General features: G+C 41.9%; 18 protein-coding genes. 2 read left to right on the plus strand and 16 right to left on the minus strand.

The genetic code is table 11. The features are described 5' to 3' along the window. Nucleotides 1–314: 314 nt before the first annotated feature. The 10 genes from GJV22_RS08500 to GJV22_RS08545 form a co-directional block, all read right to left on the minus strand. Nucleotides 315–1,916, minus strand: coding sequence for a DUF5123 domain-containing protein (locus GJV22_RS08500; RefSeq protein WP_163711660.1), 1,602 nt, complete (start codon nt 1,914–1,916; stop codon nt 315–317). Between the two features lie 57 nt (nt 1,917–1,973). Further along, a complete protein-coding gene (locus GJV22_RS08505) occupies nt 1,974–3,851 on the minus strand; it encodes a RagB/SusD family nutrient uptake outer membrane protein (RefSeq protein WP_163711664.1) in 1,878 nt (625 codons plus the stop codon). A gap of 11 nt (nt 3,852–3,862) precedes the next feature. Beyond that, complete coding sequence (locus tag GJV22_RS08510) at nt 3,863–7,108, minus strand: SusC/RagA family TonB-linked outer membrane protein (protein WP_163711667.1); 3,246 nt, start codon at nt 7,106–7,108, stop codon at nt 3,863–3,865. A 153-nt stretch (nt 7,109–7,261) separates the two neighbouring features. Continuing rightward, nucleotides 7,262–8,650, minus strand: a complete 1,389-nt coding sequence (locus GJV22_RS08515) for a pectate lyase (RefSeq protein WP_238480300.1) — start codon at nt 8,648–8,650, stop codon at nt 7,262–7,264. Between the two features lie 26 nt (nt 8,651–8,676). Beyond that, complete coding sequence (locus GJV22_RS08520) at nt 8,677–9,012, minus strand: hypothetical protein (protein ID WP_163711670.1); 336 nt, start codon at nt 9,010–9,012, stop codon at nt 8,677–8,679. A 423-nt stretch (nt 9,013–9,435) separates the two neighbouring features. Next, nucleotides 9,436–10,293, minus strand: a complete 858-nt coding sequence (locus GJV22_RS08525) for a glycine betaine ABC transporter substrate-binding protein (protein ID WP_163711675.1) — start codon at nt 10,291–10,293, stop codon at nt 9,436–9,438. A gap of 2 nt (nt 10,294–10,295) precedes the next feature. Further along, a complete protein-coding gene (locus tag GJV22_RS08530; protein ID WP_205461797.1) occupies nt 10,296–11,117 on the minus strand; it encodes an ABC transporter permease in 822 nt (273 codons plus the stop codon). Continuing rightward, nucleotides 11,114–12,340: a quaternary amine ABC transporter ATP-binding protein gene (locus tag GJV22_RS08535; protein WP_163711679.1), complete on the minus strand. Its 1,227-nt coding sequence runs from the start codon at nt 12,338–12,340 to the stop codon at nt 11,114–11,116. Before GJV22_RS08535 ends, GJV22_RS08530 begins: the two co-directional genes overlap by 4 nt. 3 nt (nt 12,341–12,343) lie before the next feature. After that, nucleotides 12,344–13,537 (minus strand): hypothetical protein, encoded by a 1,194-nt coding sequence (locus GJV22_RS08540; RefSeq protein WP_238480301.1) that lies wholly within the window; start codon nt 13,535–13,537, stop codon nt 12,344–12,346. A gap of 380 nt (nt 13,538–13,917) precedes the next feature. After that, nucleotides 13,918–14,394 (minus strand): MarR family winged helix-turn-helix transcriptional regulator, encoded by a 477-nt coding sequence (locus GJV22_RS08545; protein WP_163711683.1) that lies wholly within the window; start codon nt 14,392–14,394, stop codon nt 13,918–13,920. Between the two features lie 276 nt (nt 14,395–14,670). Between GJV22_RS08545 and GJV22_RS08550 the strand changes: the two genes are divergently transcribed. After that, nucleotides 14,671–15,765, plus strand: a complete 1,095-nt coding sequence (locus GJV22_RS08550; protein WP_163711685.1) for a nickel-binding protein — start codon at nt 14,671–14,673, stop codon at nt 15,763–15,765. A 208-nt stretch (nt 15,766–15,973) separates the two neighbouring features. Then, the gene (locus tag GJV22_RS08555) at nt 15,974–16,348 is read left to right on the plus strand and encodes a group I truncated hemoglobin (RefSeq protein ID WP_163711688.1); all 375 of its coding nucleotides are present in this window, start codon (nt 15,974–15,976) and stop codon (nt 16,346–16,348) included. A gap of 114 nt (nt 16,349–16,462) precedes the next feature. Here the strand turns inward: GJV22_RS08555 and GJV22_RS08560 are convergent, their stop codons facing one another. From GJV22_RS08560 to GJV22_RS08585, 6 genes are all read right to left on the minus strand, one after another. Continuing rightward, nucleotides 16,463–16,849: a DUF302 domain-containing protein gene (locus tag GJV22_RS08560; protein WP_163711691.1), complete on the minus strand. Its 387-nt coding sequence runs from the start codon at nt 16,847–16,849 to the stop codon at nt 16,463–16,465. A 172-nt stretch (nt 16,850–17,021) separates the two neighbouring features. Next, complete coding sequence (locus GJV22_RS08565) at nt 17,022–17,360, minus strand: 4a-hydroxytetrahydrobiopterin dehydratase (protein ID WP_163711694.1); 339 nt, start codon at nt 17,358–17,360, stop codon at nt 17,022–17,024. A 45-nt stretch (nt 17,361–17,405) separates the two neighbouring features. Further along, nucleotides 17,406–17,978 carry an NADPH-dependent FMN reductase gene (locus tag GJV22_RS08570; protein WP_163711697.1) on the minus strand — a complete coding sequence of 191 codons (573 nt, stop codon included), beginning with the start codon at nt 17,976–17,978 and terminating at the stop codon, nt 17,406–17,408. Between the two features lie 359 nt (nt 17,979–18,337). After that, a complete protein-coding gene (can, locus tag GJV22_RS08575; protein ID WP_163711700.1) occupies nt 18,338–18,976 on the minus strand; it encodes a carbonate dehydratase in 639 nt (212 codons plus the stop codon). 20 nt (nt 18,977–18,996) lie between these two features. Continuing rightward, complete coding sequence (locus GJV22_RS08580) at nt 18,997–20,577, minus strand: SulP family inorganic anion transporter (protein WP_205461798.1); 1,581 nt, start codon at nt 20,575–20,577, stop codon at nt 18,997–18,999. 68 nt (nt 20,578–20,645) lie between these two features. Further along, nucleotides 20,646–20,939: a hypothetical protein gene (locus GJV22_RS08585; protein WP_163711702.1), complete on the minus strand. Its 294-nt coding sequence runs from the start codon at nt 20,937–20,939 to the stop codon at nt 20,646–20,648. Between the last annotated feature and the right edge of the window lie 53 nt (nt 20,940–20,992).

A 20,992-nucleotide genomic window follows, 5' to 3' on the forward strand; every position in this document is an offset into this window, starting at 1 on the left:
GTTACTAAAGGGCTGTTTCTTATCCGTTTTGTGCTGCTTCTTTCAAAAAGGGAAGCAATATTGATTAAAACTGCAGCAATATTGATCAACATTAGCCCAATGTTGATTATAACTGCCTCAATATTGATCAACATTACCGCAATGTTGATTAAAACGGTCTGCGTTCTTTAAAGAACCAGCGCACTTCTTTAATGAACTGTCGTGTTTCTTTAAAGAATTGACTTCCTTTTTTAGAGAATTATGCCGGTAAGGCAAACAAAAAGAGCTGCCCCCGAAGGAACAACTCTTTAATATACTAGTCTCAGATTAATTGACTATTGGAAATACCAGCGAGGATCTCCAGCTGATGTTTTTCCGTCGAACAATTCGTCGGCAATAGAATAGTCGCCGTTCGCAGGATCAGTAAACAGGTCTGTTGACGCGCCTGAATAACTGTTCAATCCGCTGATTGAAGCGCCACCCAACACAAAATCGGATGTTGCATAGGTGTTTGTCACTGTTGGGCTTCCGTTGAAGCGAATACCTTTAGCGGTAGCATCTTGTGTTGCACCCAAAATACAGTTTCTCATTGTAAATCCGTTTGACGGACCAAATGAAGAACTATAGTCGAAGAAGTATCTTCCGGCAGCAACAACGGTATCGAATGTACAATCAGCAATCAACACACTACTGTTGTTTGACTTGTTGTGCAGGAACAAACGGCCAATGTTGTAGAACGTTGAGTTGGTGATGCTGATGTTATCGACTACGTGGTTTGACGCAGAACAATTGATCACATAGTAACTGTCGGGTGTATTGTAAACCATACAATTATCAATGTTGAATGTTCCGATGTATTTATCTGCCGAATCTTTCAATCGCAATGGCGTGTTGTTGAAGTCGTGCAACAAACAGTTTGAGAATTCAAGTACTGTTGTGTTCGTTTCGCCACTTTGATTGATGAAATAGCTGTTTACACCTCCGGTTGGAGTGCCTGTAGCATCGTAAACCAAACCAGAGATATCGAGGTTGGCAAACTTCACATAGTCGTGATTGGTTCCCAGCTCTAACTGAGTAAGGTTTAAAATTGCTTTCGTTTCACCCGGCAATCCAAAGAAGTTAAATGAAACTCCGGCTGGCAGGGTTAATGTTTCGGCGTAAGTGAAGAATGTACCGGCAGGGAAAGTCACAGTTACTGTAGATGCTGTGATGGCATCAAACATTTCCTGGGTCAAAACATCACCGGCTTGCAGACGAATATAATATTCAGCCTCCGGCACATCCGGATAAGTGGTGAAGCTGGCAGAACCTCTTTGTTTGGTTCCGTTCATCAGTAAGGCTTCATAGGCCGTTTCAGGCGAAAGGCCTGTTACTTCCAATTCGCCAGCAGCCATTTGCTCAGCCGTGATGGTGATGTTTTGTACTTCAGTACCATCCGCATCGTTGATCACAAAATTGGTCACCGTAGCGCCGGCTTCCCAACGAAGAGTCACCGTACGACTGGCAACATCGCCGGCACCAACAGTTTCCATGATTTGTTCTGCACGGGTCTTAAAGTAAACGGATGCCCATTCAGACTCACCTTTGGCTTTGTCAACAGGAATTGCTTTAATACGCAATGAGTACGCAGTATTTCCATCAAGACCGGTTAAGGTGAAACTGTTTGCAGTTGTGTCGAAAGCAGCGATGATCTCGTCAAAAAGCAAGCTGTCGTTACTCATTTCGAACTGGTAGTACTCAGTTCCCGGAATCGCTACAAAGTTAAGATCTCCGGTTGTTGCTGTAATACTGGTTACAGCCAGGTTGGTTGGGCGGAACATCCGATTATAATCGTCATCCGTTCCCCAATCGTTTTTGTCGACACAGGCATTGAATACAAGCAAGCCTGAGAGGATGACAAAAAGGATTTTAATATTTATCTTTTTTATGAAATTCATTCTTTTACTCGTTTAGTAAGAACGTCTGTTTGGGATAAACTGACCTTCTTGCATTGATTAATTAAATCCGTATGAATTAGAAATCGTTCCGTTTGACTGGCTTACAATTTCCTGGTAAATAGGGAAGAGGTGACGGTTTTGAACCGGGCTGTTCAAGCCTGAGCTGTACCGTTCGATCATTTGTAGTTGTTGTGTTCTTGAACTGCTTTCTGAATCCAATCCCCAAAACCATTTGACAGGCTCTTCGTAACCATCGATCAGATCTGTTCCCAAATCTTCGTAGAAATTAACTTCGTCGAAATTGATGGTTTCGTTATCGTCATTGTATTTGATGTAAATAGCGGAAGGAACATCAACAGTAACACCTGATTGGTTTACAAATTCGCCGCTTGTGTACATTTCGTTCAACGCATCACGTTGTTCCTGTATTTTATCACCAAGCATGTTCCAACGGATCAAATCATATTTGCGAATACCTTCACCACCAAACTCAAACATACGCTCGTTCGCCACGGCGTTGAAGAAGGCATCTTTGTCGTTCAAACCGTCGATGTAAGCATCAACTTTCAACGCTTGGTCATCGGCACTGAATGCGCGACTGCGAACTTGAGACAAAGCATCTTTCGCCAACTGAGTCGGTCCGTTCAATTCATTTTCAGCTTCAGCAAACATCAATAGGATATCAGAGTAACGCATCATGACCCAGTTAATACCTGAACCAATTTTAGAGGTCGCACTGATGTTGATGTTTTTGAATTCTTCGCTCATCCAGCGTTGGTCGTATTTACCGATTGTCCACGAGAAAGGATTGCTCACGAACATTTCCATCGGCGCATTGGCTTCAGCTGCATTCGGGCGATATTCGTAACAGGCAACAGATACATCGCGGCGCATATCTTTGGGATCGAACTGGTAGAAATAGTAAGGTGTTGTTGATACGACGTTGGTGTTGTTTCCGTAACCGTATTTCGTGTTTGTCCGGAAGCGCACACCGATTGAGTATCCAACTTCACCACTGCGTGAAAGTCCCATCGCTACTTCAAACAAGTTTTCGTAAGTGTTAACATCCAGGTTTAAGCCACAAAGGTTCTGGAAAACGGACACATAACTGCTGTTCAGTTTGTGTGGGCCTTCAGTCATTACTTTATAAGTAGCATCGCGTGCAATTTGGTAATAGTCCAGGTAATTGCTTCCGCGTTCAGTTGGGTAACCGCTTTTGTTACGGATTGAGTAACCACCTCTCCACAAAGCGATACGAGCTTGAAGGCCAAGTGCAAATCCTTTTGCGATACGTTCAGGGCTTGTTCCCCAATTCATCATATCGGCAGCAACCGTTAAGTCGTCGATCATCTGATCCAGGATTGTATCGCGATCGGCAACAGCAGGGTAGAAGTTAGCACCGTCAGATTGAGTAGGAACTAATTTGAATGGTACATCGCCCCAGTTACGAACCAGTTCGAAATAGTAAAGTGCACGCAAGGTTAATGCTTCACCATAATAGTTTTGCATTTCACTTTGGGTATCAGCATTTGAGTATGCCGGGCTATTTGGAATTTCCTGAATTGCCAGGTTAGCACGCTCAATACCTTTGTACAGTGCTTTCCATGTTCTGTCCAGGTGACCGGCCCAACTTGGAGATGCCATGTAGTTTGAAATACCACGGTTACCCTGTTGGTTGTAAGAGTCCTGGTTGGCACCAACTACTTCAATGTCGGTGTTTTCGCTATACATCAAACTTAAACGGGACGAGTACATCTCATCGTAAGTCATGATTGAGTAGATCCCTAACAGGGCTGAGTTCGTAAAGGCAGGGTTTGAAAATACCACATCACTGGTACTTTCAGAATCTGATGTCTGGTCCAGGAAATCGGTACACGATGCAAAGCCCAGCGTCAGAAGAATTAATAATGCAGGTAATATTTTATTTTTAATCATCGCTCTAAAAATTAGAATGTTAAGTTCACACCAACAACATACTGACGACTTCTTGGGTAAGCCGAATAGTCAACACCCGGAGTCAGCGGCGTACTTCTTCTTGTATCTACTTCAGGGTCGAAACCGCTGTAGTTAGTCCAGATTGCCAGGTTGTAACCGGTAAAGTACATGCGCAAGCTTCCTTTGTTTTCACCCTGTTTCCAGTTGAATGGCATGGTGTAACCAACCGATACGTTGTTCAAACGAAGGAATGAACCATCTTCAACCGCATAAGAGTGTAAAACAGTCGTTGTATGCAACGGCGACCACATTGTTTTGCCTTCGTTCAGGCTTTGCAATAATGCAGGATCAGCAAATTCACCTCTGTAGATGTTATTTCCGGTAGCCGGATCAATGATGGTGAAACGGTGAGCCAGATCCATGTTTGTAATCAGGTTTTGGTATTTACGAGACATCAATTGGCTTGAGTAGTCTAATTTGTTCGCATTGTAGACTTCGTTTCCGTATGACCAGTTCAGGAACGCAGAGAAATCCCAGTTCTTATAACGTCCGGTAAGGTTGAAACCTCCGGTGTGAGTTGGCTGAGCAGATCCCAGGATTGTTTTATCGTTTTCGTCGATAATGCCGTCACCATTCAGGTCTTTCAATTTCAATGCGCCAGGTCCGAAATAAGATCCGGCAGAAGTTAATCCGCTGTCGTCGGCAATACGGGTTACTCCGTCAGCATAGAATTCGTTCAATGACCATGAATTGCTTGATTGATCAAACGTAAAATCGTCGAATGAATACATTCCTTCAGTCACGTAACCATACATCTGGCCAACTTCATGCCCTTCACGGATGATATAATCTGAAGTTGGAGCAGCAGAACCGTTCCAGCCGGAAGAATAAGTCTTGTAATTTAAGGCTCCGTTCGAGAATTTATCAACCTTGTTTTTGTTGAAAGTAATGTTGAAGGAAGCGTTCAACGAGAAGTCTTTTTTGTCGACCAATACCGCGTCAACAACGATTTCAACCCCACGGTTAGAGGTTTGACCGACATTCATTAACTGAGAGCTGTAACCGGTACTTTCAGGAATCGGTTGGTCAATCAGCAAATCAACCGTACGGTTGTAATAGAAGTCCATCGAACCATTAATACGGCCATCGAACAATCCGTAATCGACGCCCAGGTTAGCAGTATGCGTTGTTTCCCATTTCAAATTTGTATTTGCTAACGTACTTGACGGAACATACTGGGCACCTTCACTTTCATTTGGATAGTATGGTTTGTTGTTGTTATCCGTACTAAACGTTTGTAAATAGGCACCACTTGGGATATTGTTATTACCGGCGCTACCATAGCTGGCCCGTAATTTAAGGTTGTACAACCAGTCATTGGTATTTTCCATGAAACCTTCTTCAGTCATTCTCCAGGCGAAAGCCATTGATGGGAAGTAGCCCCAACGGTTTCCATCGGCGAATTTACTGGAACCGTCAGCACGCATCGTACCTGTTATAAGGTATTTGTCAGCAATCGAGTAATTTACACGTGTAAAGAATGAGGACAGATTTTCGTCTGCAGGAATCGAAGTAACGGTAGGAATTGCAGTTCCCAGGTTGAAGTTCGCTAAAACAGATTCAGCGGTCATCCCGGCAGGGAAGAAGCGTGATTCGGTTGTTACTGATTTCGCTTTTTTAGAAGACATCTCCTGTCCAACCATGATGGTTAAATCTTGTCCGGGAGCGATTTTCTTTTTGTCGAAAGTCAAAACGTTGGCAAAACGCCAGTTTTCACCATCGTAGTTATAAATGCGTCCAACAGGTTGTCCGGCATAGTTTTTAGCCGTACTGGTTGCTTCTCCCCAAACGTAGTCTGTTCGGTTTTGTTGGAAAGCATAACCCCATTCAGTGCGGAAAGTCAATGGTTTTGAAATTTTCCAGTTCAAGGCTGCATTGAAGTTCATATTCAACTTGAACTGTTTTTTGTATTCATCCAATACCGACTCTACCGGGTTATACAACAAACTTGTCGCTTCAGGGCTGTTGATATCATCATCGGCAACATCGCCCTGATTAAATTCGCGTAAGCCTTTTGTTGGGGCATACTTTACCGCGTTACGCAGTTTTGTATTCGCACCTGATTTATCGGAAGAAGTACCTGCACCATTGGTGATCCCATGAGACATACGGGTATTAAAATCTAACGTAAGATTGTCTGTAATTTCCGTTTTCAGTTTGAAATTGAGGTTATTCCGCTCGAACCCTGATGTAATCATGATCGCATCTTCATCAGAGCGAGTCAAACTCAGGTTGAAAGTTGTTTTTTTAGTACCACCACTAACTCCCAAGTTATAATACTGTTGGGTAGCTGTGCGACCAAAAACCTCATCTTGCCAGTCAGTACCTTTCACCGACTTGTAAATATCCAAGTCATCGTACACCCCATAATAACCTTGGAATGTTGATCCTTGATCGAGCTCATATTGATACAAGGTGTATTCGTAAGGACTTAAAACCGATAGTGATTTAACCCGTTGGCGAACACCAAAATAAGAGTTGAAAGAAACGTTAACACGGCCTTCTTTTCCACCTTTTGTTGTAATCAGGATTACCCCGTTTGCACCACGGGCTCCATAAATAGCTGTTGATGAAGCGTCCTTCAAAACAGTGATATCCTGGATATCTGTTGGTGGAATATTGCTGATTGAGCTCACCGGGAACCCGTCAACGATATATAAAGGAGAATTGTCCTGGGTGATTGAACCACCACCGCGGACACGGATTTTAACCTCCGCGTCAGGAGAACCTTCAGTGGTTACAACCTGTACACCAGCCATCCGTCCGGTAATCGCTTCCGAAGCAGAACTTACAGGAATATTTCTTAAAGCGTCAGCACTAACCTGTGCTACAGATCCTGTTAAGTCCTTCTTTTTCATTGTACCGTAACCTACTGCTACGATCTCTTCTACCATTTGTACCGATGAGGTAAGGGTGATCTTAATACCGGTAGTTTGTTGTGCCAGAGATACCTCTGCCGTTTCAAAACCGATACTGCTGACCTGTAACATTTGATTTTTTGCGTCTGCTACATTCAACGTAAAGTTTCCGTCAAAGTCAGTAGAGGCGCCATTCGTGGTGCCCTTCACAATTACTGATGCTCCGGGTAAAGTCTCTCCCTGATCGTCATAAACAACCCCGGTGACCTGGGTCGTTTGAGCGAATAGGCTCAGCGAGACCAAACACATCAGTAAAAAACTTAATAGCTTTTTATTCATAGGATAATTTTTAAAAACAGCCTGAATCATTTTATCGTGTGGAAGAATTTGTGATTCAGCTGACTAGTTTGAAATTGATTGTGTTTAATAATTGATAATTGATTTTTTGTACCTTTTTTTCTCTTCTTTTTTTACCATTTCTATTTCATATCATTAGTCATTATTTGAGTTGTTTATAAGTTGATTTAAATACGTTTCCAGCATGGTGTAGCCCGACTTGTCTAATTGTTGGCTATCTGCAGGATCATTGGGATTCAGTTTGTGTTGAATCTCCCAGTAATCGGGTATTCCGTCCATGTCGTCGTCCAGGGGCGCTTCCACCGAAGTCAGTTTCGGCCATCCACCAACATCGGATTGGCTATCTATGATTCCTGCTATTCCTTCTTCCTTCCCGGAAAAGGTTGTTGTTCCTGTTTCGACCTCGCGAACAATGCGTTTGTCAACAGCATCACGTTGGTGCGAGGCCCCGGCCTGTGCCAGTACTTTTTTATAGGCTTTCTTTGCTTTGTCAATTTTGAGTGATCCGGGGACAGAGAAAGGGATAGCAGCTGCGATACTTGAAAATTCGCCGCCATCGCTCATATCGATGCCTTCAAGATTGCTTTTGCTTATTTCCGGATGGCCAAAGAGGTAGTTGCCGGAAACGAAAAAAGATCCATAGCCCTCATCTTCGGCATAAGGCTGCAGAATACGTTCCGGATTTTTAGACTGAGGACCGGCTTTGTAATAGTTGTTTATGATATTGAATTTTCCGGCTTCACCACCGTAGGACGAATTGCTGTGCCAATTGTAAATGACATTATTAACGAATTCAACATTGCCCCGGTATTCCTGCATTTGTTCCGCTGAATCATAAACGCCCGGATGGTCGAAACGCGGATTGCGGCTGTTGTGGTGGGCAAGTAGGTTGTGATGAAAGGAGGCATTTTTACCTCCCCAAATAGCGCCGTACCCATGGTCTCCTTTTTTGTGAACCGAGTGATTGAGACTTTCGGAAATGATACACCACTGCATGGTGAAATTCTTGTTGCCATAAAATGATGCTGCTTCATCGGTGCTCCAGCTCACGCTGCAATGATCGATGATAATGTTTTTGTGGAATTGACCTTCGATAGCATCAGTTTGCTGCGCCGTCTCATCACCCATCCGGAAACGCAAATAGCGAACAATGATATTGTCCGCATCAATTTTAAACGGGTAGTTTTTAAGTGTAATACCTTCTCCCGGCGCTGTTTGTCCGGCAATCGTCAAACTGTCACTTCGGATCAGTAATTTTTTGGAGAGCTCAATGGTGCCGGAAACTTTGAAGACAACCGTACGGGGATATTTGCGGGTGGCTGCCCAGCGTAAAGATCCTTTTTTACCATCGTCGCTTAAGTTCGTTACATATAAAACTTTTCCGCCGCGGCCACCGCTTGTATACATGCCACCTCCTTCTGCACCGGGGAATGCCCGCAGTTCTTGTGACTTTGCCGTTAAAGCGAAAGCCAGAAGCAAGCAGATTGTCAATAAATAATTTGATATGTTTGAATTTAATTTCATCGGTTGATCGGTTTTAAATATTGATTTCAGGTTTCAATTTTGGTTTGAAACAGGTTTTGACCAGTGAGTTGATCCGTATTGTTTTTGATCAGTGCAGTTTGATTAGATTCCGTCAACGTTAACGGAAAAATGCCGTAAAAAAAGAGCACTGAAGGACAACTAGATACAAAATCGTTTAGCTTGGTAGAAAAAATAGGTTTAGGAACAGTGCCTTGATAATAGTTAGCGAGGTTAGGCTTATGGGTGAATTCAGACAGGTTTGTCTTAGGATCAAAACAATCCAAATAAACAGCATTGCCGTTAACGCAAACGGGATTGCGCAAAATAATAATACGATATGATTCATTTCCTCCTGCTACCATCTTCCTTCTACTTCCTGAATTAATCGTCTATGTTCTCTGCATCTTGCAGAGAACTATCATAATCTCCCTTAGAGGATGCCAAAAATAACTGAAAAAGTATTTTTTACTATTCTAAATTTCCTAATAATCTTAAATGAGAATCGAATGTGATAAACCGCAATAAAACAGGACCTATTTGTATTATTTACGTTATTTTAATATTCTTTTGAATCTGAGTATTTTAGCACATCATGTTATAATGACATATATCATACATTTCAGCTATTTAGATTCGTTCCATATTTCAATATTTTTGATGAAGAATCTAAGAAAGGAGATGTTGTAACCGTAAAAACGTTGTTCGGTGGATAATATACTAAACAAAAAAAGCGCAATTACCATTGCTGATAATTGCGCTTTTTGACCTTGGAGACGTCTGACTTCTTAGTTAAACCAAGCGTCTACAATTGTCTTATGTTCTTCGTACCATTTTTTAGCGGCTTCGCTTTCTTTTCCGGGGTTTCCTTCAACGGCGAGCATTAACGATCCGAGCAGTTCGTCGTCCATTTTAAAGTTTTTAAAGAAGGTAGCCAATTCCGGATTTTGTTCGGACCATCCTTTTGTTGCAATAACCGAGATCGTCTCTGCATCACCCATCGTCTTTTTAGGATCATCAAGAATTTTCAGATCGTAACGGGCAAACTTAGTGTGAGGTTTCCAACCGGTTACAACAACCCATTCTTGCTTATCGTAAGCTTTTTTCAGGGAGGCTAACATTCCTGCTTCGCTCGATGTAACCAGTTCGTAATCCAGGTTGTAATCAGTGATAACTTTCTCAGCAATAGTCATGATTCCAGCTCCCGGATTAATCCCAATGATTTTTCCATCGAATTTATCCTTTACACTGTTTAATTCATCAATTGAGTTAATTGTAACATAACTTGGTACAACTAAGCCCAATCGTCCTTCGGTATAAACGGTACCAATATGTTCGATTTGGTCACCGAATTTTTCGATGTAAGGTTTGTGGGTAACAGGTTCCCAAACTTCCATGAACAGGTCTGCGTTTCCACGTGCTACAGCGGCAAATACAGGCGCTACATCAGCGTTAACCAATTCAACGTCGTATCCTTTTTCTTCCAATACAGCCTTCGCTAAGTTGGTATTGGCGATACATTCAATCCAATTTACCATGGCGATGGTCACTTTCTTCTTGTCAGGTGATTTTTTATTTCCTCCGGTACAAGCGGAAAAAGTTAAACTGATTGCAATAAGAAAAGTTAAGAGATTCAATTTCTTCATGTCTATTTCTTTTTATTTGATTTTCCTAAATTTTGTGTAATTCGATCTAAAATAATGGCCAGGAGGACGACTGCCAATCCACTTTCGAACCCGAGTCCAATTCGCAACTGACTGATCCCTTGCAGGACGATTTCGCCTAAGCCTTTTGCTCCGATCATACTGGCAATAACGACCATTGACAAGGCCATCATGATGGTTTGATTGACACCGGCCAGTATTGTGGGCATGGCCAGCGGTAGTTGCACTTTAAACAACAACTGGCGGGGAGTTGCACCAAAAGCTTTCGTGGCTTCCACAATCTCCTCAGGCACTTGTTTGATTCCCAGCGACGTTAATCGGACGACTGGTGGCATGGCAAAAATAATTGTTGCAAAAGCTCCGGGTACTGTACCTAATCCGAAGAACAGGACAGCAGGAATCAAGTAAACGAAGGCCGGCATTGTTTGCATGAAGTCAAGGATTGGCCGGATAATTTTTTGTGCTGTTTCAGTTTTAGCACTCCAAATTCCTAACGGAATACCCATGAGCAAGGCAATGATTGCAGAAGCTAAGACCAACGCAAAAGTTTGCATGGTTTCAACCCAAAAGCCGGCGAAGTAGATGAATATTAGCCCCAGTACGGTAAGAATGGCGTTTTGCTTTCCTGCTTTCCACCAGGCAACACCTGTGAAGATTGCGATAACAACATAAAACGGCAACCAGACCCAAAAGGCTTCAATAACATTGATCAATGATGACATGCCATAATTCACGGCATCAAAAAAGCCCGAGAAGTTAATGGTCATCCAATTAATGGCATCTTCTATATATTTGCCGACTATCATAATTCAATTGCTTTTTGGATTATATCGTTTATTTCGTGTTTATCCATACCGGTACTTTCGGCGATAATAGAGGTTGGCGATACAACGCCCATCAGATGATTATCATCATTGACGACCGGAATCGGCAGGTTCGTTTTACTCAGCAACGGAAGCATGTTTTCAATGGTTGTGTCCGGTGTGACACTCATAATTCCTTCAATGATTGCTTTGTCAATCGTTTTCGCTTCTTCCTGTTTCAGCCGTAACACATCAGTTAATTTGATAAAACCAAGAAAGGTTCTGTTCGTCCGAACAACAGGCAAATGCTCAACACCATTTTCACGCATAATCCGAAGCACTCCGGCAGGACCATCTTTTTTCAGACGAGCGATCTTCGGTTTAGCAAACATGATTGAACCCGCCGTAACAATTTTACTGCGGTCAACATTCTCGACAAATGATTTGATGTAGTCGTTTGCCGGATTGGTAATGATTTCTTCAGAGGTTCCAATCTGGACAATTTCACCGTCTTTCATAATCGCGATTCGATCACCAATTTTAATGGCTTCGTCCAAATCGTGCGTTATGAAGACAATTGTTTTCTTCATCTTCTCCTGCAAAATGAGCAGCTCATCCTGCATTTGAGACCGAATTAAAGGGTCGAGTGCAGAAAAGGCTTCATCCATTAACAGAACTTCCGGCTTGTTGGCTAGTCCGCGAGCTAAACCTACACGTTGTTGCATGCCACCGGAAAGCTCACTTACTTTCTGGTTTTCGTAACCTTGCAGACCGACCAGCCCAATTGTTTCCATTGCCTGCTTCTCGCGTTCTTGCTGAGGTACGCCCTGAAGTTCCTGGCCAAATGCCACGTTACTTAAAACCGTCCGGTGGGGGAGCAAACCAAAATGTTGAAAAACCATTGCCAATTCCTTCCGACGAATATTCAACAATTCTTTGTCGTTCATATTGGTGATTTCTTCGTTGTTGACGAAGATCTTACCTTTTGTTGGATTGATCAGGCGGTTGATACAACGCAATAAGGTTGATTTTCCACTTCCGGAAAGTCCCATTACGACAAATATCTCACCTTCATCAATGCTTAAATTCGCTTCACGAACGGCGACCGTACATCCGGTCGCATCTAAAATTTCAGCTTTGTTTTTGCCGTTTCCCAGCATTTTAAGAGCTTTGTTCTTGCCCTTCCCGAAAACGAGCGAAAGATTTTCAATTCTAATTTTTTCCATTGACTAGAAATAATAACCGATGTTAATGTTGAATCGTTTTTGCCATTCTGCATCAGCATCGCCAACTCCCATTCCTTCGCCGAAACTAGGTGTCAGCCAAGGTTGGTTTTTACCCATGGCATAATCGATGTAAGTATAGACCGGTCCGGCAGATACCAGAATTCCCGGAATGAGGTGATGTACATTGGCATATTCACTTTCAATTTTGTCCATCAACGTGTAGTCAACATATGCCTGAATGTTTTTAATAGGTCCTAAATCCACATCAAAGCTTTTGGCAATACCGGCACTGTACGCATTTGCTTTGGCAGCAATGTCATAAGGAGTACCGTAAGCACCCATTTGAACAATGTCCAGCATGCGGCCGTCGTCCGATTTTGCTTTATAGTTATAATTGATGAATGATCCTTTGAAATTCCATCCTTTGCCCCAGTTTGCAACCATGTGCAAAGCGAAAGCTGTACTGGTTTCTGATTGATCCAAAACACTGTTATAGATTCCGCCAACTTGCGCCGATGCTCCGAATTCAAGAGATTCATTCACATGGTAAGCAGCGCGAGCATTGAATTGATTTAATTCACGAATATGGGCGTCAACTTGTTCGCTGCCGATACGACCGACTCCCGGAGTAATATCATAAGAATAGCGTCCCGGACCTGCATTTCCATAGGTCACATCTCCTCCGGCAACAGGTCCTTCCGGTTCTGCTTGACGGAAATATGCGAAACTCAAATCCAGCTTTTCAATTCCGGCATAATCGAATTTTATACCGATGTCATAGTCATCTTCCAGACCAAAATAATATTGGCCCTGAAACCACCAGGAGTGGGAAGCGTACTTTGTAATTCCAAATGGCACCTGAACAACACCTAATTTCACATACAGGTCATCCGATACCGCATATCCCAACCAGCCATGATGAATGAAATGGGTTCCAAAAGTAGGGTAGAAGCGATATTCAAAACTGAAATCAACGCCTCCTTGCGAACCATCGACATTTAAGCGCCAGGTATCCAGGGTAAATTCAGGTTGCGTTTTGTTGTTTACCCAACTCTTGGCAAACACATTGAAACGAAGAGCTCCGCCAACTTTGAAACTATTTTCCTTTTCCTGGGCAAAAGCATGTACGCCAATAAATAATGTTAATACAATTAATGTCGTTCTTACAAGCGACGTCCTTAAGTTTTTAAAAATCATAGAAATTTGTTGATTGAATTGGTGTCAGAATAATACACCATAATAGATTCTGTGCGACAAAAGTACACATTTTATAATTGCCGTCAAAAATACAATATGACGACAACGGTCATTTGTGATCTAAATTAGAAATTTAATAGGTTTTATTTCAGCTATTTAAAACCATAATTCATACATGCGTAGTCACTATGCTTAGTGACGATGGGGGAATTAATGTTCTGTGAAAACAATATTAATTAACCAATATTTAATCGTGTATTAAATAGTTTGTATAGAAATTAATAACTGAAACTTGAGAGAAAAAAGGGCACGAAAAGGCAACACTAGTCTGTTCCGGAATTTTGCAACAGATACTGGAGATTAATCGTGAATAAACAGATTTACAGTTTTAAATCTTCATCCGCAGTCAACATGGGGGATGCTTCGACACCTTGGATATTCAACATCTTTGTAAGCAGATCCAATGACTCATTAATGTTGTCAAGCTCTTCATTGGTAAGCTTAGATAATTTTACAGACAACCGCTGTTGGAGTAAATCCGGCGTCTTTTTCAGAAGTTCGTCGCCTTGCGATGTCAGGGTAATATTGGTTACGCGCTTATCGCCGGTTTTTGGCAACCTGGCTAAAAGCCCTTTGGCTTCCAAACGGGAAATTATTCCGGTAACTGTACTCGAATTCAATTTTAAATGATCCCGAATGTCTTTTTGAGAAGCTTGGTAATTTGGAGCAGACCTTAAAAACTCCAAACACAACACCTGGGGAATGCTAACACCAAAATCACTCTGTACCTTTTTTGATTCCAGATTGATTGACCGAACGATTTGTCGGATCTTAATAATGATTTCGGTGTAATTCATATCTAAATTTTGATCAAAAGTAGTTATTTCCTGAAAATTCTTCATCAATTTTATCCGGGAACTTAGTTCATATTTTCTTGTTACTTAAATTATAAATAGGGATTGTCCAGGTCATTTTACCTCCGACATTGACCTGATTTTGCACAAACGCGAAGCGTAAGCCGATTTTCTCTGAAACTAAAATGGGGTTGGGCTGGTATACCTTTATCTAGGCACCTAGCCTCTATAATGATTGAATTTGTACAACAACTTTAATTTAGACCTATGCCAATTTACATGGATCGACATGATGTATCAGCCCAGGTTACTGCAGAAGTGGTAGCACAATTACATCAACAAGATTTAAAACTTCAGCACTTATTTGGTTGTCGCGGATTAACGTATTGGTTTGATGATAAGCGCAAAACAGCTTTCTGCCTGATTGAGGCGCCGGATAAAGAGGCGATTAAAAAAATGCACGATGAGGCGCATGGTGAAGTACCCCACCAGATCATTGAGGTAAGTCCGGATATTGTGGAATCGTTTTTAGGTCGCATTGAAGATCCGGAAAAAAAGACCGATAGTGACCTGAATATTATTGATGATTCTGCTTTTCGGGTGATCATGGTTACCGGTTTTGACGAATGTCTGTTGTCCAAATCAAGTGCTAAAAAAGAAGATGCTGATTTGAATTGCTGCATGGACTTACTTTCGGAGACATTAACCCGTTATGAAGGACAAGTCGTCAAACAGTACGAACAACAACTGATGGCTGTGTTTGAAAGTGTTTCTCAAGCCATATTTTGCGCCATCGAATTGCATTCCAACTATCGCAATTGGAGCACTAAAACACATTGTAAAAAATTCAATTTGAAAACAGGTATTAGCGCAGGTGTTCCTGTAACGGAGGATAAATCCTTTTTCGAGGAAGCCGTTCACAGCGCTGAGCAAATGTTTTTCCTGTCAGATACCAGGATAATTGTTAGTTCAGAAATCAATGAGTTGTATCGTAGCGAGAACCGGAACTTAGCTTTGAGCCGTGACTTATTTGTCGTTCTAACACCTGCTGATGAAGAGTTTTTAGCCGATGTTATGAATTTTCTGGAAGAAACATGGCAATATCCGAACTTGCATGTCGATGATTTTGGGAAAAACCTCGGATTTAGTAAGTCCCAGGTATATCGAAAAATGGTTTCGTTAATTGGGATGTCTCCCAATAGCTTCCTGAAAAATTACCGGCTTAATAAAGCGGTTAGCTTGCTTAAAAAACAAAGCAAAAGTATTGCCGAAGTAGCCTACGATTCAGGCTTTAACAGTCCTTCTTATTTCACGAAATGTTTTCATAATAAGTATGGCGTTTTACCTTCAGAGTATATTCAAAGTTCGATCTAAAGGTTCATCCACATACAGCATAAAGATAAAAAGACCTAAAAGTTTTATTCTTTGAACTAAATGTGCTAGTAAGCACGATGCCCTCTGTTATATCTTTGATAAACAATTATTTCATTTTTACCTGGGGATAGAACCGGATCTACTGGTTTTGCGCTCAGCTAAACAAAAAATACAACAGTTTAAATTTATAATATAAAAAATGAATGTTATGAGTGAACCATTATTTGAACGCCTTGGAGGAACTGAAGGTATAACGAAAATTGTGGACGATGTAATTGAGGCGCATATGAATAACCCGGCTGTTAGTGCTCGTTTTCTTCCTTACAAAGAAACCCCGGAAGTACTAAGTGTAATCAAAAAGCATTCGGTTGATTTTTTTAGTGCCGGAAGTGGCGGGCCTGCTGTTTATGGAGGTCGCGATATGCCTGAAGCCCATCAAGGGATGAATATCAGCCCTGAAGAGTACATGCATGTAATGGATGATATTTTCGGAGTACTGACCAAACATCAAATCGATCAAGATACGCAAAACGATGTGTTGGCCATTCTGTGGTCTATAAAAGGAATGATCATTGCAAAATAACCGCTGAGATTCCAATAGTGGTAAAAGTTTCAATACCCAAGAAAAAATCACCCATTGACCTACTCTTGCTCTCTGTTGTTAATGGGTGGTTCTTTCTGTTTGTTCGGTTGAAAGTTACAAGGCTTGAATTACCCGCTCAAGTCTGGCTTTAATTTCGCCGGCAATTGGAGCCAGTTCTTCATTCTGAATAGCCATCATCGATGCAACGGGATCAACCGCTGCAACAGCAACTGTTTTATCATCTAACTCCCGAACAATAACATTACAGGGCAACATGACCCCAATATGAATTTCTGATTGCAATGCTTTATAAGCATTTGGAGGATTGCAGGCGCCAAGTATCCGGTAGCGGTTAAATTCAACGCCCAGTTTTGACTTTAGTTTTTCATCAATATTGATTTCACTCAATACGCCGAATCCTTCTTTTTGCAGTTCTTCGGTTGTTTTACTGACCGCTTCGTCGAACGAATAATTAGTTGTCTTTTCGATATAATACTTCATGTTTGATTGATTATTTATTGATTTTTTTTGTGTTGAATTTTCTGTTTTCTTAAAATTTGAAAGACGTCTTACTAAGTTAACCAATATCAGTCAAAACATTCCACAACTGTTGCTTAAAATCAACAGGTATGTTGAGAATTAAGGGGACAATTGAGATTGAAAAACGTTCCGGTTAATCTTTCAACGCGTCCGTTTTGGCAGCCATGATGAAGTCATTTTGGTGCAATCCTTTGATTTTGTGCGTCCACCAGGTAACAGTAACTTTTCCCCATTCGGTGGTAATCCTCGGGTGATGATCTTCATGTTCCGCTTCAACTCCAACACGATGGGTAAAGTTCAGCGCATCAATGAAATTGCCAAATACAAAAATACGCTGTAGCTTGCTGATACCTTCTTCTTTTACCAGATCCCATTCCGGAATTTCACCCCTGAGAATTTTAATCTCTTCGTCGGTTACCTGTGGCGCACCAACCCGGCATGCTTCGCAGGTTTGTTCTTTCAATTTGTCCATGACTGATTGCTTTTCCTGTTTTACGGTTCAAAAGTCGCTCCGAAATTAATTGCGTACCAGATCTTCCAGGTTTACTTTCGGGCACAGATACTGATCAATGTAATCAACCAGGTTCAGGAAAAGCCCTCTGATCCGGTTTTCCATTTTCTGATTGACACACTTGCCATCGTCATCAAATACATCCCGAACATGCGGAATGGATACCGGCCCAGGCAATACAATGCCGCCAACGTGCGAACAGACACTTCGTAAATTCTCCAGTGATTTAACAGCGCCAATATCGCCTGCAGCTACCCCCAGCAGGCCAATTGGCTTTCCGGCCAACGCAGAAGGGAATCCTAAATTTTCAATGATCAGCTTAATAACGCTGCTAAAAGAGCCGTGATATTCGGGGGTCGCAAAAATGATACCTGTTGCCGTTTTTACAATCGCAGTCAACCTGACAGCGTCAACCGAATGGTCATTGGTGCCCGGAAAAGGCAACTTAAAATCTTTGGGATCGATGATTTGATAGGATACCGTGTGGTTTTTATTGATTTCATCAATCAACACATTGACAGCCATGGAGGTATAATTATTTGGCCGCATACTACCTTTTATAATGACAATATTTTTCATTGAAATTAGATTTAAGTATTCAACACTATTTTATGCTTTCAAATCCGGAGAGTGCCTTAGCCATCTCCATGTTCTATTAAGAGAGATTAACTTTTTTTCAAACTCAAAAATGTTTCCGATAAAGTTAGATTGAGATGGTCTTGAGTTTATATACGTCGGCTGTCGGCTAACGTTCTGAATCCTGAAAAAATCAATTTGAAACGATAAATGAATGCAAGGGCAAGAAAGATGCCGGTGGTGGTTTAAGCTTCGCGAAAATAAGGACGAAGGGGAAGGGGGAATTGAATTTGAGAAATTATAAAAGGCTGGCAGCAACCAAACAACAATTTGGATACTCTGCCAGCCTTAAGTCATTCGAATTAGAAATCTAACTGAAAGGTTTTTTCCAACTGTTCATTGCTGTTAATGTTTACTTCGAGGTCTTTTACAATACCATTATTAACCGAGTAAACCCAACCATGCACGATTAAATCCTGGTTGTTTTTCCATGCAGCCTGAACGATTGATGTGCGGGCTAAACCGAAAACCTGTTCTTTGACGTTTAACTCCACAAACTGATCAAAGCGTTCTTTTTCGTCCTTAATCGCATCCAACTCAGGCCGGTGAAAACGATAAACATCTTTGATATGGCTGATCCAGTTGTCGATGATCCCAAACGACGAATTGCCCATTGCAGCCTGAATACCGCCGCAGCCATAGTGACCGCAAACAATGATGTGCTGTATTTTCAGGACATTCACGGCATAGTCGAGTACACTGAGCATATTCATATCCGAGTGAACAACCATGTTGGCAATATTTCGGTGAACAAACACTTCGCCCGGTTCGGCTCCAACAATTTGATTGGCGGGAACGCGGCTGTCGGCACATCCAATCCACAACAATGGTGGTTTCTGGCCTTGCGCCAATCGGGTAAAGTATTCGGGGTCTTCGTTTAACTTATTAGCAACCCATTTTTTGTTGTTATCCAGTAACTGTTTGTATAATCTGTGTGGCATAAAGAATTAAAATTTAAACGTTATGAAGCTTGAACTTTAAAAATAGCGTTCAGACTTCTTTCCTCTTTTGAATTTCCATCTTTGCTAATAAGTACGATGGAGATATTTTTGTTTTTGGCTTTGCCCGAAAATTCGTAAAGAATTTCAATGATATCGTGATCGAGGTATCTGCTCTTGCTGATATCGATCTCTAAGATAGTGTTTTCCGGAATCGAATTCAACTCTTTCAGAATTGACGCTTTATTAAAGAAAGTTACCTCTTCGGCCAGCGTCATTTTCACTCGCCTGTCATCACTTTCCTCACCGATGTCGTGCACCAGGTGTGAGTTCTGATAGCTTTTGAAAAGAACAATGGCAACACCAAATGCTAACCCGATACCAATTCCCCACAGTAAATCTTTCAAAATAATGAACGTTACTGTCAAGGCAAAAGGTATAAACTGCTTCCAACCCGATCGGTACATGCTGATCAACAACCTGGGTTTAGCAAGCTTGTAACCAACAATAAACAGTATTGCTGCCAAAACAGACAGGGGAAGCAGATTCAACACCCGGGGAATGAGGACTACGGAAGTCAACAGTAAAAATCCATGAAAGATTGTCGACAATTTCGACTGCGCATTCGACTGGATGTTGGCAGAACTGCGTACAATGACCTGCGTAATCGGAAGACCTCCAATTAAGCCCGAAACAATGTTACCGGCACCTTGTGCAATTAACTCGCGGTTAGCAGGGGTAGTTCGCTTTTGCGGGTCAATCTTGTCTGTTGCTTCAACACTCAGCAGCGTTTCGATACTGGCAACCAATGCAATGGTAAAGGCTACCAGGTAGATCTCCGGGTTCGTTATGGCAGCAAAGTTTGGAAAACTAAACTGTCCGACGAAGGAGTCGAAATTCTCCGGTACCGGAACATTTACAAGATGGCTGACTTCAACGCCCCAAACAGGGTGAGCTCCAAGAAGTTTCTGATACAAAATTCCGATAACAACAGCCACCAGCGGCCCTTGGATCAATTGAAAGATCCGCGCCTTCTTCACCAACACCTGATCCCAAAGAATAAGAATACCAAGAGACATAACTGCAACAAGTGTTGAGCCCAGGGAGATTTGACTAACGCCTTGTGCCATCTCTTTGAAAACCCCGGTACCACTTATTTGAAATAATCCCCAGTCACTTTCGGGACTACCGTCGTAACCAAAAAAGTGTGGAATTTGTTTCATGATGATGATGATACCAATTCCTGTCAGCATTCCTTTAATGACCGACGAAGGGAAGTAGTTCCCGATAACGCCGGCTTTTGCAATTCCGAGGGCAATTTGAAACAGGCCAGCCAATACAACGGCCAGCAGAAAATTCTGATATCCCCCCAGACTGCTAATGGCGATTAATACAATGGCTGCCAAACCGGCTGCCGGACCACTAACGCCAAGTGCCGATCCGCTGATACTGCCAACGACGATACCGCCAATAATTCCGGCAATGATTCCGGCGAAGGGGGGAGCGCCACTGGCTAAAGCAATACCTAAACACAAGGGGAGGGCAACAAAAAACACAATGACTCCCGCAGGAATATCATTTTTAAGATTCTTGAAAATATGCATGGTTTTGTTTTACAATTTGTTTGATTTCCAATGGGTACGGTTTGATTAGAATTGGAAATAAAATTGCATCAAACGAATTGCGGCGGCTTGAAAATGTCGAGGGTAAATTGATAATGATATTGTTGTTGCAGATGGCGTACTTTGAGCATCATTGCTTGCTCAATAACGTTGATAAGAAATATTTGAGGTGATTTCTTTAAGTCTTTTTTAGCCGGAGTCTCTTTGTATTCTTCCTGCTGTTCTTCTGCAAAAGGAGCTATTTGCGAAAGGATATCGGGATTCTGATATTGAACGTAAACGGTGGTTGCTACGAACGATAAAAATACCAATAAACAGCACGCAGCCTTCATCGCTACCTGCAAAATACGCCTATGTTGATCTCCTGTTTTGATACGTTTGTTGTTTGTTTTCGACG

The organism is Mangrovibacterium lignilyticum (genome assembly GCF_010882175.1).
Taxonomy (GTDB): Bacteria; Bacteroidota; Bacteroidia; order Bacteroidales; family Prolixibacteraceae; genus Mangrovibacterium; species Mangrovibacterium lignilyticum.

What these genes read in the sequence shown, in the direction of transcription:
- GJV22_RS08500 (WP_163711660.1), bottom strand. Translation starts at nt 1,916, where the DNA reads ATGAATTTCATAAAAAAGATAAATATTAAAATCCTTTTTGTCATCCTC.
- GJV22_RS08505 (WP_163711664.1), bottom strand. Translation starts at nt 3,851, where the DNA reads ATGATTAAAAATAAAATATTACCTGCATTATTAATTCTTCTGACGCTG.
- GJV22_RS08510 (WP_163711667.1), bottom strand. Translation starts at nt 7,108, where the DNA reads ATGAATAAAAAGCTATTAAGTTTTTTACTGATGTGTTTGGTCTCGCTG.
- GJV22_RS08515 (WP_238480300.1), bottom strand. Translation starts at nt 8,650, where the DNA reads ATGAAATTAAATTCAAACATATCAAATTATTTATTGACAATCTGCTTG.
- GJV22_RS08520 (WP_163711670.1), bottom strand. Translation starts at nt 9,012, where the DNA reads ATGGTAGCAGGAGGAAATGAATCATATCGTATTATTATTTTGCGCAAT.
- GJV22_RS08525 (WP_163711675.1), bottom strand. Translation starts at nt 10,293, where the DNA reads ATGAAGAAATTGAATCTCTTAACTTTTCTTATTGCAATCAGTTTAACT.
- GJV22_RS08530 (WP_205461797.1), bottom strand. Translation starts at nt 11,117, where the DNA reads ATGATAGTCGGCAAATATATAGAAGATGCCATTAATTGGATGACCATT.
- GJV22_RS08535 (WP_163711679.1), bottom strand. Translation starts at nt 12,340, where the DNA reads ATGGAAAAAATTAGAATTGAAAATCTTTCGCTCGTTTTCGGGAAGGGC.
- GJV22_RS08540 (WP_238480301.1), bottom strand. Translation starts at nt 13,537, where the DNA reads ATGATTTTTAAAAACTTAAGGACGTCGCTTGTAAGAACGACATTAATT.
- GJV22_RS08545 (WP_163711683.1), bottom strand. Translation starts at nt 14,394, where the DNA reads ATGAATTACACCGAAATCATTATTAAGATCCGACAAATCGTTCGGTCA.
- GJV22_RS08550 (WP_163711685.1), top strand. Translation starts at nt 14,671, where the DNA reads ATGGATCGACATGATGTATCAGCCCAGGTTACTGCAGAAGTGGTAGCA.
- GJV22_RS08555 (WP_163711688.1), top strand. Translation starts at nt 15,974, where the DNA reads ATGAGTGAACCATTATTTGAACGCCTTGGAGGAACTGAAGGTATAACG.
- GJV22_RS08560 (WP_163711691.1), bottom strand. Translation starts at nt 16,849, where the DNA reads ATGAAGTATTATATCGAAAAGACAACTAATTATTCGTTCGACGAAGCG.
- GJV22_RS08565 (WP_163711694.1), bottom strand. Translation starts at nt 17,360, where the DNA reads ATGGACAAATTGAAAGAACAAACCTGCGAAGCATGCCGGGTTGGTGCG.
- GJV22_RS08570 (WP_163711697.1), bottom strand. Translation starts at nt 17,978, where the DNA reads ATGAAAAATATTGTCATTATAAAAGGTAGTATGCGGCCAAATAATTAT.
- can (WP_163711700.1), bottom strand. Translation starts at nt 18,976, where the DNA reads ATGCCACACAGATTATACAAACAGTTACTGGATAACAACAAAAAATGG.
- GJV22_RS08580 (WP_205461798.1), bottom strand. Translation starts at nt 20,577, where the DNA reads ATGCATATTTTCAAGAATCTTAAAAATGATATTCCTGCGGGAGTCATT.